Source organism: Pseudomonas sp. GZD-222, from assembly GCF_049310525.1.
GTDB lineage: Bacteria > Pseudomonadota > Gammaproteobacteria > Pseudomonadales > Pseudomonadaceae > Aquipseudomonas.
Genome location: NZ_JBMOWO010000136.1, coordinates 1 through 12,319 on the forward strand (window position 1 = coordinate 1; position 12,319 = coordinate 12,319).

Consider the following 12,319-nt stretch of genomic DNA (forward strand, 5'->3'; position numbering starts at 1 on the left):
TTTTTTTTTTGGGGGGTTGTTTTTCCGTGGTGTTTTGTTTTCCCCATCCCCCCCCCCCCCCCCCCCCCCCCCGCTCCCACTGACGAAGACCGAAACTATCAGCGGGTGCGATAGCGCAGTCGAGTACCGAAATTGACCGACATGAGGATCTCGTCGGCGCTCAGTTCGCTGGGGAAGTAGGTGCCGGAAATCTGCGCATGGGCCAGGCTGGCGCCTTCCAGGCCGTTGTGACGCAGGTCCAGGCCACGCAGGTCGGCGGCACGGAAGTAGGCATCGGTGAAGTCGATACCGCTGGTGTCCAGCTCACGCAGGTCGAGGCCGCGGAAATCGCCACCGCGAAAATCGATGCTGGCGTCCTTGGGCTTTTCGCGATTGAAACTGGCGATCTGTTCGTCATGCACCAGCGCATACAGTGCGCTGTCCAGTTGCCGTGGCTGATTCATGAAGGCGCCTCCTTGTTTGCACTTATGGTGACACTATAGTGCCATCATTGCGGAGGCGCCGGAGATCAGGCGTGAAGTGTCGACTGCTTCACGTCCTGAGGCGTATCAGAGCCCGGGCAGGCGCTGGCGGATCTGCTTGACCAGCAGGTCGAGGCTACCGCTTTCGTTGGTTTCGACGCGCTTGCTTTGCAGCAGCTCTTCGGCGCTCAGTGGGTCACGGCTGGCCAGCTGGGCTTCGACCACTTCCATCGTTGCGTCGGAAGGGTCGTTTTGGTCGGCCTGACGTTGTGCCAGCCAGCTGGCGATTACCGCTTGTGGTGCGTTGCAGTCGAGAATCAGGAAGGGCACCCCGGTCTCGCTGGCAACCTCAGCTGCCGCCTGGCGCTGCCCCTGCTTGAGGTAGGTGGCATCGATGACCACAGGGAAACCGGCGCGCAGGACGGTTTCAGCCAATTGGTGCAAGCGCTCGTAAGTAGCCTGGCTGGCGTCAGTGCTGTAGATACCGGCTTGCAGCTGACCGGCTTTGCTGTCTACCTGCTCACCGAACATACGCTTGCGTTCAACGTCCGAGCGCAGACGGATAGCGCCCAGGGCATCGACCAGGCGCATGGCGACGTGGCTCTTGCCGACTGCGGAAACGCCGTGGGTGATGGCCAGGAAGCGCGAAGGGATGGCGCTGTAGCTTTCCGCCAGGTTGGCATAGTTGCGGTAGGTACGCAGGGTAGTGGCGCGCTGCACGGCATCGGCATTGGCCGGCATGCTGAACAGCGCGACCTTGGCGCGTACCAGCGCACGGTAGGCCTTGTAGAAGTTCAGCAGTTCCAGGCCGGCGTAATCGCCGGTCAATTCCAGGTACTGGCTGATGAAACGGCGCGACAGCGATTTCAGGCCGCGGTCTTCCAGGTCCATGGCCAGGAACCCGGCGTCGGCGTAAACGTCGGTCAAGCGGAAGGGTTCGTTGAACTCGATGCAATCGAAGATCACCACCTTACCGTCGATCAGGGTAGCGTTGCCCAGGTGAATGTCGCCGTGGCACTCACGAATGTAGCCTTCTGCCTTGCGGGCTTCGAGCAGCCCGTGAAGACGCTTGAAGCTGTCCTGGGCCCAGGCCTGCAGGGCGTCGAGCTGCTGCAGGTCAGCCTTGTCGGTGAGGAACGGACGGATCTGCTCGAAATTCTGCTCCACCGGCGCCATGACGCTGTCCGGCGTGCCCAGTGGATGCTCCACCGAGACCTTGGGTGCCTGCAGGTGAAACTCGGCAATCTGCCGCGCCATCTGGTCGATGTGTTCGGCGGTCAGCTCACCGTTGGCTTGCAGGGTGCTGAGCATCTGATTTTGCGGGAACTGACGCATTTTCAGCGCGAACTCGATCGGCTCGCCTTCGCCACCCAGTTGCGGGGCTTCGGCACTGCCGGTGATCGGCAGTACTTCCAGGTACAGCCCTTCGGTCAGGCGTTGGTTGAGGCGCAGTTCTTCCGCACAGAAGTGCGCGCGCTTGGCCAGGTCGGTGAAATCCAGGAAACCGAAATTCATCGGCTTCTTGATCTTGTAGGCATAGTCACCCGTCAACAGCACCCAGGAGATGTGCGTCTCGATGAGCTGAAACTCCTTCACCGGGTGAGGGAACAGGGCGGGGTTCTGCAGCGCGGCGATCAAGACTTGGCTCACGGGCGATCCTTGTGGGTCTGGGTGATTTCGAGTCGGACATTATGGCGGCAAGCGCGGCTGGTGCAAACCGCCGGAGGGCGCCTGTCGATGAGCAATAAAGTGCGTATAATCCGCCGCCATGACTCGTACCCGATCCCCCCGTACCCCGAAAAAACGCCCGTCTGGCCGCTCGCGTGCCTGGCTGGGCTGGGCCATCAAGCTCAGCCTGGTCGGTCTTGTGGCGCTGGCCGGGGTGGCGATCTATCTCGATGCTGTGGTCCAGGAGAAGTTCTCCGGCAAGCGTTGGACTATCCCGGCCAAGGTGTACGCCCGGCCGCTGGAGCTGTTCGTCGGACAGAAGCTGAGCAAGAGCGACTTCCTTGTCGAGCTCGATGCCCTGGGCTATCGCCGTGAAAGCGTTGCCAACGGCCCGGGTGCCGCTGCCGTCAACGGCAATACTGTTGACCTCAATACCCGTGGTTTCCAGTTCTATGAAGGTATGGAGCAGGCGCAAGCGGTGCGGGTGCGTTTTTCCGGCGACTATGTGGCAGGCCTGAGCGGTATCAATGGCTCCAAGCTCGATGTAGTGCGCCTGGAACCGTTGCTGATCGGCGGCCTGTACCCGAAGAACCTGGAAGACCGCATCCTGATCAAGCTCGACCAGGTGCCGCCGTATTTGCTCGAAACTCTGGTGGCCGTGGAAGACCGCGACTTCTATAGCCACTTTGGCGTGTCGCCCAAGTCGATCGCCCGCGCCGTCTGGGTCAACACTTCGTCGGGGGCCATGCGCCAGGGCGGCAGTACCCTGACCCAGCAGTTGGTCAAGAACTTCTACCTGACCAACGAACGCAGCCTGAGCCGTAAGCTCACCGAGGCGATGATGGCCTTGCTGCTGGAACTGCACTATGACAAGCGCGAGATCCTCGAGGCTTACCTCAACGAGGTGTTCGTCGGCCAGGATGGGCAGCGGGCGGTGCACGGTTTTGGTCTGGCCAGTCAGTTCTTCTTCAGTCAGCCGCTGTCCGAACTGAAACTGCATCAGGTGGCATTGCTGGTGGGCATGGTCAAAGGACCGTCCTACTACAATCCGCGCCGTTACCCGGACCGCGCCACGGTGCGGCGTAACCTGGTACTCGACCTGCTGGCCGAGCAGGGCGTGGCCACACCAGAAGCCGTTGCCGCAGCGAAGAAAATGCCGCTGGGTGTGACCAAGCGCGGCAGCCTGGCCGACAGCTCGTTCCCCGGCTTCCTCGATCTGGTCAAGCGTCAGTTGCGCCAGGACTACCGTGACGAAGACTTGACCGAAGAAGGCCTGCGCATCTTCACCAGCTTCGATCCGATTTTGCAGATGAAATCCGAATCGGCCATGGCCGACACCTTCAAGCGTCTGGCCGGGCGTAAAGGCGCCGATGAGGTCGAGGCGGCCATGGTGGTGACCAATCCTGAAACCGGTGAGGTGCAGGCGCTGATCGGTAGCCGCCAGGCAGGCTTTGCCGGCTTCAACCGGGCCATCGACGCGGTGCGGCCAATCGGCTCGCTGGTCAAACCGGCGGTTTACCTGACCGCCCTGGAAAAGCCGAGCAAGTACACCCTGACCAGTTGGGTTCAAGATGAGCCGTTCTCGGTCAAAGGCGCGGATGGTCAGGTCTGGCGGCCACAGAACTACGACCGCCGCTCCCACGGCACCATCTACCTGTACCAGGGCCTGGCCAACTCCTACAACTTGTCGACGGCTAAGCTCGGCCTGGAACTGGGTGTGCCAAATGTGCTCAAAACTATTGGGCGACTTGGGGTAAATGTTGATTGGCCGGCGTTCCCGTCAATGATGCTGGGGGCTGGTGGCATGTCGCCGATGCAGGTTGCGACCATGTATCAGACCCTCGCCAACGGTGGTTTCAACACGCCGATGCGCGGTATTCGCAGCGTGCTGACCGCCGAGGGCGAACCGCTCAAGCGTTATCCGTTCCAGATCCAGCAGACCTTCGATCCGGGGGCCATTTATCTGGTGCAGAACGCCATGCAGCGGGTGATGCGCGAAGGCACCGGCCGTTCGGTCTACAGTGTGTTGCCAAGCTCGTTGAACCTGGCAGGCAAGACCGGTACCAGTAACGACTCGCGTGACAGCTGGTTCGCAGGTTTCAGTCAGGACCTGTTGGCGGTGGTCTGGCTGGGGCGTGACGACAACGGCAAGACGCCGTTCACCGGTGCTACCGGTGCGCTGCAGGTGTGGACCAGTTTCATGCGCAAGGCCGACCCGTTGCCACTGGACATGCCGCTGCCTGACAACGTCGTCCAGACGTGGATTGATCCACACAGCGGGCAGGGCTCTGACAGCAGTTGCCCGGGCGCGGTACAGATGCCGTATATTCGCGGCAGTGAGCCGCCTGCCGGCGCCGCCTGTGGCGGCACGCAGGACCCGGCCGAATCCGTGATGGATTGGGTCAAGGGCTGGATGAATTAAGCAAAGAGGGTGTGAAGTGAACAAGTGGTGGTTTCCTGCCTTGACGGCACTGGCTTTGCTCAACGGTTGCGCCAGCGTTCAACGCGGCTCAATTCCTGTCGTCGACTCGAGCACGCGCGTGTCCAACAGCGAACGGGTCGCGGCCAGCCGTGGTGCCCCGGTCAATACCGGTACCCGCCAGGCCCAGGCCGTGCCGCAGGACTCCGGTGTCACCGTGATGGTCCCGCAAGGCGCCGGCGCGGCACCGATTCAGACTTTCCCGGCGTCGACTGGCGCGGCACCGATCAGCACCGGCCCGATCACGCCGGGGCCAAGCAGTTCGGCACCGTTCGAAAGCAGTTCGACCAATGCGGGCAGCTACGTCATGCCAAGTACTACTGCCCCTAGCGCGCCTAGCGGCATTCCGCGCAGCGCCGCCGCCAGTGGCGGCCTGTCGGCCGACGAACAGCTCGACGGCCCGGTGCTGGCGCTGCTGACGACTGCCCAGCAACAGCAGGGCAGCGGTGACTACAACGGCGCCTCGTCGAGCCTGGAGCGTGCCCAGCGCATCGCCCCACGCGAGCCGCAAGTGCTCTACCGTCTGGCCCAGGTACGCCTGGCTCAGGGTGATGCGGCGCAATCCGAGCAATTGGCCCGTCGTGCCCTGACCTACGCCAATGGCCGTCCGGACCTGCAAGCGGGCCTGTGGGGAATCATCGCCCAGGCGCGTGACAAGCAGGGTGATTCGGCGGGCGCAGCGCTGGCGCGGCAGAAAGCTCAGGTCAACCTGTAATGGATCCGCGCATTCTGGAAATTGCTGATCACCTGTTGCTGATTGAACACGAATTGCGCGTTCAGGGCTGGTGGAGCGAAACATTGCCCAGCGCTGAAGCGCTGGCCAGCACCACGCCGTTTGCTGTCGACAGCATGAACTTCGATCAGTGGCTGCAGTTTATCTTCCTGCCGAAAATGACAGAGATTCTCGAGAAGGGGCTGGCCCTGCCCAACGCCTCCGGCATTCTGGTCATGGCTGAAACGGTTTATGCCGATCGCCCGGAGCAAAGTCGCGAGCTACGCAGGTTGCTAGCAGAGTTTGACCAATTGATCAGTCCTTCTGCCTGAATTTCCCTCTTTTCCCTCTTGGAGCCACAGATTGTGGCTCTTTTTGTTTGTATTCTTTGTTTTTCTGCTGCTGGGCTTTGGATTAGTGGTAGTGGCTGATCGTCCTTGCGCAAAATTGGCAATAATTTTTCTTGACTTGCGCGCGCCGAAAAATAAGAATCCAGATTCCGCTGTAGAGGGACTGCCAGAAGCAGACCCGCTAAGCAGATCATGAGGTGCACACCCGCGCCGACCTGTTACACCCCGCAACGCGTTACCTCGCGCTGGGTGGGAAACCCCCGCAACACTTTGGGGAGCTCCCAATACTTGCTCAGTCAGTGCTGACGTAGTGGCGATTCCGTCGCTCATGCTCTGCTTGGCAGTAAACCTATTAAGACCCGTCCAGCGTGGACGGTATTCTGGCGTTTTAGAGGTGAACAACGTGGAGCTTTTATCTGGCGCTGAGATGGTCGTCCGCTTTTTGCGTGACGAAGGCGTTAAGCACATCTATGGGTACCCTGGCGGTGCTCTCCTTCATGTTTACGATGCACTGTTCAAAGAACCGGAAGTGAGTCACATCCTGGTTCGTCACGAACAGGCTGCTACCCATATGGCGGACGGTTACGCCCGTGCCACCGGCAAGGCCGGCGTGGTACTGGTTACTTCCGGTCCGGGCGCAACCAATGCCATCACCGGTATTGCCACCGCGTACATGGACTCCATTCCGATGGTCATCCTTTCCGGTCAGGTGCCTAGCACCATGGTCGGTACCGATGCCTTCCAGGAAACCGACATGATCGGTATTTCCCGGCCGATCGTGAAACACAGCTTCATGATCAAGCATGCCTCGGAGATTCCGGAAGTCCTGAAAAAAGCCTTCTACCTGGCGCAGTCTGGTCGTCCGGGTCCGGTGGTGGTCGATATCCCGAAAGACATGACCAACCCGGCGGAAAAATTCGAATACGTCTACCCGAAGAAGGTCAAGCTGCGCTCTTATAGCCCGGCTGTCCGTGGTCACTCGGGGCAGATCCGCAAGGCTGCCGAGATGCTCCTGGCCGCCAAGCGTCCAGTGGTCTACGCCGGTGGCGGTGTAATTCTCGGTGGCGGTTCTGCTGCGCTGACCGAGATCGCGCAGATGCTCAACCTGCCGGTAACCAACACCCTGATGGGCTTGGGCGGCTACCCGGGCACCGATCGCCAGTTCCTCGGCATGCTCGGTATGCACGGCAGCTACACCGCCAACCTGGCCATGCACCATGCCGACGTGATTTTCGCGGTCGGTGCGCGCTTTGACGACCGTGTGGTCAACGGCCCGGCCAAGTTCTGCCCGAACGCCAAGGTTATCCACATCGATATCGACCCGGCGTCGATCTCCAAGACCATCAAGGCCGACGTGCCGATCGTAGGTCCGGTTGAAAGCGTGCTGACCGAAATGGTCGCGACCCTGCGCGAAATCGGCGAGCAGCCTGAAAAGGCCGCAATGGACGCCTGGTGGAAGCAGATCGAAGAGTGGCGCGGTGACCGTGACATGTTCCCTTACGACAAGGGCGACGGTAACGTCATCAAGCCACAGACGGTGATCGAAACCCTCTGCGAAGTGACCAAGGGCGATGCCTTCGTCACCTCCGATGTCGGTCAGCACCAGATGTTCGCGGCGCAGTACTACCGCTTCAACAAACCCAACCGCTGGATCAACTCCGGTGGTCTGGGCACCATGGGCTTCGGTTTTCCGGCGGCCATGGGCGTCAAGCTGAACTTCCCGGACCAGGACGTTGCCTGTGTTACCGGTGAGGGCAGCATCCAGATGAACATTCAGGAGCTGTCGACCTGCCTGCAGTACGACCTGCCGGTGAAGATCGTCAACCTGAACAACGGTGTATTGGGTATGGTCCGCCAGTGGCAGGACATGGCCTATAACAGCCGTCACTCGCACTCCTATATGGAATCGCTGCCTGACTTCGTCAAGCTGGCTGAAGCCTATGGTCACGTGGGCATTCGCATCACCAGCCTGAAGGACCTCAAGCCCAAGCTCGAAGAAGCGTTCGCCATGAAAGACCGCCTGGTGTTCATCGACATCCAGGTCGACAACAGCGAACACGTCTACCCGATGCAGATCAAAGACGGCTCTATGCGCGACATGTGGCTGAGCAAGACGGAGCGTACCTAATCATGCGGCACATTATTTCCCTGCTGTTGGAAAACGAACCCGGTGCCTTGTCTCGCGTGGTCGGTCTGTTTTCGCAGCGTAACTACAACATCGAAAGCCTGACCGTAGCGCCTACCGAAGACCCGACCCTGTCGCGTCTGACGTTGACCACGGTCGGTCATGATGAGGTGATCGAGCAGATCACCAAAAACCTGAACAAGCTGGTTGAAGTCGTCAAGCTGGTCGACCTCTCGGAAAGCGCGCACATCGAACGTGAACTGATGCTGGTCAAGATCAAGGCCACGGGCGCACAGCGTGCCGAGATCAAACGCACCACCGATATCTATCGTGGGCAGATCGTCGATGTCAGCAGCAGCGTCTACACCGTTCAGCTGACTGGCGCCAGCGACAAGCTTGACAGCTTCATTCAGGCCATCGGTACCGCGTCCATTCTCGAAACAGTGCGCAGCGGCGTTACCGGCATTGCCCGTGGCGACAAAGTGCTCAGCATCTAACTCAAAAAATTAGCGATGGCCCTATCGGGCCGAGATAACAGGGGTATTTTCATGAAAGTTTTTTACGACAAAGACTGCGACCTTTCGATCATCCAGGGCAAAAAAGTTGCCATCATCGGTTACGGCTCCCAGGGCCACGCTCAAGCGTGCAACCTGAAAGATTCCGGTGTGGATGTCACTGTCGGTCTGCGTAAAGGCTCGGCTACCGTTGCCAAGGCTGAAGCTCACGGTCTGAAAGTTGCCGATGTGGCGACTGCTGTTGCCGGTGCCGACCTGGTCATGATCCTGACCCCGGACGAGTTCCAATCCCAGCTGTACAAGAACGAAGTTGAGCCGAACATCAAGAAAGGCGCCACCCTGGCCTTCTCCCACGGTTTCGCCATTCACTACAACCAGGTTGTGCCACGCGCTGACCTGGACGTGATCATGATCGCGCCAAAAGCGCCAGGTCACACCGTGCGTTCCGAGTTCGTCAAAGGCGGCGGTATTCCTGACCTGATCGCTATCTATCAGGACGCCTCGGGCAACGCCAAGAACGTCGCCCTGTCCTACGCTGCTGGCGTCGGTGGCGGCCGTACCGGCATCATCGAAACCACCTTCAAGGACGAAACCGAAACCGACCTGTTCGGCGAGCAAGCCGTTCTCTGCGGTGGTACCGTCGAGCTGGTCAAAGCCGGTTTCGAAACCCTGGTTGAAGCTGGCTACGCGCCAGAAATGGCCTACTTCGAGTGCCTGCACGAACTGAAGCTGATCGTTGACCTCATGTATGAAGGCGGTATCGCCAACATGAACTACTCGATCTCCAACAACGCCGAGTACGGCGAGTACGTGACCGGCCCTGAAGTCATCAACGCCGAATCCCGTCAGGCCATGCGTAACGCTCTGAAACGCATCCAGGACGGCGAGTACGCCAAGATGTTCATCAGCGAAGGTGCTACCGGCTACCCATCGATGACCGCCAAGCGTCGTAACAACGCCGCTCACGGCATCGAAGTCATCGGCGAGCAACTGCGCTCGATGATGCCTTGGATCGCAGCCAACAAAATCGTCGACAAAGCCAAGAACTAATCTGGTTTCGATGCGATGAAAACGCGGCTTAGGCCGCGTTTTTTCGTTTAGGCGGTCAGCTTCTGGTATAAAGCTTCATCGTCTGTCGTCGAACCCTCGGCGCAGACCTCTGTCGAAACTTTCCACACCGTTGCAAGGTAATGTCCATGAGCGAACGTCCCGAAGAGCCGAACAAGGCCTCTGACGCCGAAAGCCTGCTACCGATCGATGAGCATGTTGAAGAAGGGCATGACGCCGAAGGACGCAAGGTTCGGCATCGCGGTATCTATCTGTTGCCCAACCTGTTCACCACCGCGAACCTGTTCGCCGGTTTCTATTCCATCATCAATTCCATGAGCGCCCAGGCTGCCCTGAGTGCCGGCGATCCGCGCGAAGCGAGCAAGTATTTCGCTTTTGCCGCGATTGCCATTTTTGTCGCGATGGTCCTCGACGGCCTTGATGGCCGTGTTGCCCGCATGACCAATACCCAAAGCGCCTTCGGTGCCGAGTACGACTCGCTGTCGGACATGGTCGCCTTTGGTGTCGCCCCTGCGTTGCTGGCGTTCGGCTGGGCTCTGGGTGACATGGGTAAGGTCGGCTGGATGGTTGCCTTCATCTATGTCGCCGGTGCTGCCCTGCGTCTGGCTCGTTTCAACACTCAGGTCGGTACAGCTGACAAGCGCTACTTCATCGGTCTGGCCAGTCCTGCCGCTGCGGGCGTGGTAGCCGGTACCGTTTGGGCGTTCAGTGACTATGGCATTCAGGGTTCGAAGCTGTCGTTCCTGGTGGCATTGCTGGTCGCGGCGGCAGGCATGCTGATGGTCAGCAACATCAAGTACAACAGCTTCAAGGAGCTGGACCTCAAGGGGCGCGTGCCGTTCGTAGCGATCCTCGCCGTGGTGCTGGTGTTCGCGGTAGTCTTCAGTGATCCACCACGCATCCTGCTGCTGGTGTTCCTCGGCTATGCGGCCTCCGGTCCTGTGCAATACCTGTTGCGCATGCGTCGGCGTAAAAACGTCGAGTGATGTAATTTCGCTCGGGCTCCGTAGTCTACTGGTGCATCAGTCATCCAGTTCTACGGAGCCGTCATGCTCATCAAGCTGTCCAAAGCCTCCGATTGCAAAGCATCGGAAATCACCCCCGAATCTATATACGTCTCGCGCCGCGCCATGCTCGGCGGGTCTCTGGCTGCCCTGGCGGTAACGGCACTGCCACGCCTGGCGGGTGCTGCCGAAGTGTCGCGTTATGCTGATGTCGAAGCGGGCAGGGCGCCTGGCTGGTTCAGCGAGAAACTCGCTGCAACCCAATGGCAGGCAATCACCGCGCCGGGGGAGGCGATTACCCCCTTCAAGGATGCGACGCACTACAACAACTTCTACGAGTTCGGTGCCGACAAGGGCGATCCGGCAGCCAATGCCGGTAGCTTGAAAACCGAGCCGTGGACGGTCGTGATCGATGGTGAGGTGGGCAAGCCTGGGCGCTATGCCCTGGAGGACTTCATGAAACCTTATCAGCTGGAGGAACGAATCTATCGCCTACGCTGCGTTGAGGCCTGGTCGATGGTCATTCCCTGGCTTGGCTTTCCGCTTTCGGCGTTGCTCAAGCAAGTGGAGCCAACCTCCAAGGCGCGCTTCATTCGCTTCGAGACCCTGCAAGATCCGAAAAGCATGCCTGGGCAGCGCTCCAGCTTCGCCTTGATCGACTGGCCTTATATAGAAGGCTTGCGAATGGATGAGGCGATGAACCCCTTGGCGATACTCGCCGTGGGTATGTATGGGCGAGAGCTGCCCAATCAGAATGGTGCGCCGTTGCGTTTGGTGGTGCCCTGGAAGTATGGCTTCAAGAGCATCAAGTCGATTGTGCGGATCAGCCTGGTCGAGGAGCAGCCACGCACTACCTGGCAGGCTATTGCGCCGGAGGAATACGGCTTCTATGCCAACGTCAATCCTGAGGTTGATCACCCGCGCTGGACGCAGGCGCGGGAGCGACGTCTGCCCAGCGGGCTGTTCAGTCCCAATGTGCGTCCGACCCAGATGTTCAACGGCTATGCCGAGGAAGTAGCAGGGCTGTATAGCGGGCTCGATCTGAGGAAGAACTACTAATGCGCTATCCACTGTTTCGTCTGGGTATCTTTGTCCTGGCTAGCATCTGGCCCCTATGGTGGCTGTACGAGGCGGCCATGAATGCGCTGGGTCCGGACCCGGGCAAGATCCTGGTCGACCGGTTGGGGTTGGGCGGGCTGATCTTGCTGTTTATTACCTTGAGCATGACGCCGCTGCAGCGTTTGACCGGTTGGGCGGGGTGGATCGTTTCGCGCCGGCAGCTGGGGCTGTGGTGCTTTGCTTATATAGTGCTGCACATGACGTCTTACATGATCTTCGTGCTGGGGCTGGACTGGGGGCAGTTGGGGGTGGAGTTAAGCAAGCGGCCCTACATTATTGTCGGTGCTTTGGGCTTGACCGGTTTGCTGGCCTTGGCGCTGACTTCCAATCGCTACAGTCAGCGGCGTCTGGGGGCGCGCTGGAAGAAGTTGCACAAACTGGTCTATGTGATTCTTGCCTTGGGTTTGTTGCACTTTCTTTGGGTGGTGCGGGCTGATCTTAAAGAATGGGCTATTTATGCGGTTGTCGGCGGCTTCCTGCTGACGCTGCGTATTCCCCTGTTTGCTAGGCGAATTCCACGTCTGGCGAGTCGAAAAGCAAGTTCTGCTACAAAAGCTTGAATAAGTGCTTGACGCCCCTGTGGATCTCTCTATAATTCGCCCCACTTCCGGCGCAGTCGGAACGGAAAACTCCTTGAGAATCAACGAGTTAGATGTTCCAGGTAGTACCGGAGGGGCTTCGATCGAAAGATCGGCAGCGGTGAAAAAGGTGGTTGACAGCGGATTGAAACGCTGTAGAATTCGCCTCCCGCTGACGAGAGATCGCAGCGAGTTAAGCGGTTGAAGTTGAAAGAGAAATTCTGAAAAACTTCAAAATAA

Annotated in this window: 11 protein-coding genes; 9 read left to right on the forward strand and 2 right to left on the reverse strand. The window is 59.4% G+C overall.

Annotation, left to right across the window (positions count from 1 at the left end; all coding sequences use genetic code 11):
• Window positions 1-98: 98 nt before the first annotated feature.
• Together ACO6VD_RS25650 and ACO6VD_RS25655 are read right to left on the reverse strand one after the other, a co-directional pair.
• Window positions 99-443 (reverse strand): pentapeptide repeat-containing protein, encoded by a 345-nt coding sequence (locus ACO6VD_RS25650; RefSeq protein WP_342624180.1) that lies wholly within the window; start codon window positions 441-443, stop codon window positions 99-101.
• A 105-nt stretch (window positions 444-548) separates the two neighbouring features.
• The gene (locus ACO6VD_RS25655) at window positions 549-2,111 is read right to left on the reverse strand and encodes an AAA family ATPase (RefSeq protein ID WP_422422695.1); all 1,563 of its coding nucleotides are present in this window, start codon (window positions 2,109-2,111) and stop codon (window positions 549-551) included.
• A 118-nt stretch (window positions 2,112-2,229) separates the two neighbouring features.
• Between ACO6VD_RS25655 and mrcB the strand changes: the two genes are divergently transcribed.
• The 9 genes from mrcB to msrQ all read left to right on the forward strand — a co-directional run bounded on the left by mrcB (window position 2,230) and on the right by msrQ (window position 12,061).
• Complete coding sequence (gene mrcB / locus ACO6VD_RS25660) at window positions 2,230-4,551, forward strand: penicillin-binding protein 1B (protein WP_422422696.1); 2,322 nt, start codon at window positions 2,230-2,232, stop codon at window positions 4,549-4,551.
• A gap of 16 nt (window positions 4,552-4,567) precedes the next feature.
• Window positions 4,568-5,323 carry a tetratricopeptide repeat protein gene (locus ACO6VD_RS25665; protein ID WP_422422697.1) on the forward strand — a complete coding sequence of 252 codons (756 nt, stop codon included), beginning with the start codon at window positions 4,568-4,570 and terminating at the stop codon, window positions 5,321-5,323.
• Window positions 5,323-5,652 (forward strand): YqcC family protein, encoded by a 330-nt coding sequence (locus tag ACO6VD_RS25670; protein WP_422422698.1) that lies wholly within the window; start codon window positions 5,323-5,325, stop codon window positions 5,650-5,652. Before ACO6VD_RS25665 ends, ACO6VD_RS25670 begins: the two co-directional genes overlap by 1 nt.
• Window positions 5,653-6,073: 421 nt before the next feature.
• On the forward strand, window positions 6,074-7,798 hold the full coding sequence (locus ACO6VD_RS25675) for an acetolactate synthase 3 large subunit (protein WP_342624183.1): 1,725 nt from the start codon (window positions 6,074-6,076) through the stop codon (window positions 7,796-7,798).
• A gap of 2 nt (window positions 7,799-7,800) precedes the next feature.
• Window positions 7,801-8,292 carry an acetolactate synthase small subunit gene (ilvN, locus tag ACO6VD_RS25680; RefSeq protein ID WP_010223016.1) on the forward strand — a complete coding sequence of 164 codons (492 nt, stop codon included), beginning with the start codon at window positions 7,801-7,803 and terminating at the stop codon, window positions 8,290-8,292.
• Window positions 8,293-8,343: 51 nt separating this feature from the next.
• Window positions 8,344-9,360, forward strand: coding sequence for a ketol-acid reductoisomerase (gene ilvC / locus ACO6VD_RS25685; protein ID WP_400170232.1), 1,017 nt, complete (start codon window positions 8,344-8,346; stop codon window positions 9,358-9,360).
• Window positions 9,361-9,506: 146 nt separating this feature from the next.
• On the forward strand, window positions 9,507-10,364 hold the full coding sequence (gene pssA, locus ACO6VD_RS25690) for a CDP-diacylglycerol--serine O-phosphatidyltransferase (RefSeq protein ID WP_038606846.1): 858 nt from the start codon (window positions 9,507-9,509) through the stop codon (window positions 10,362-10,364).
• Between the two features lie 63 nt (window positions 10,365-10,427).
• Window positions 10,428-11,441, forward strand: a complete 1,014-nt coding sequence (gene msrP / locus ACO6VD_RS25695) for a protein-methionine-sulfoxide reductase catalytic subunit MsrP (RefSeq protein ID WP_422422699.1) — start codon at window positions 10,428-10,430, stop codon at window positions 11,439-11,441.
• The gene (msrQ, locus tag ACO6VD_RS25700; protein WP_422422700.1) at window positions 11,441-12,061 is read left to right on the forward strand and encodes a protein-methionine-sulfoxide reductase heme-binding subunit MsrQ; all 621 of its coding nucleotides are present in this window, start codon (window positions 11,441-11,443) and stop codon (window positions 12,059-12,061) included. Before msrP ends, msrQ begins: the two co-directional genes overlap by 1 nt.
• The last annotated feature ends 258 nt before the right edge of the window (window positions 12,062-12,319 follow it).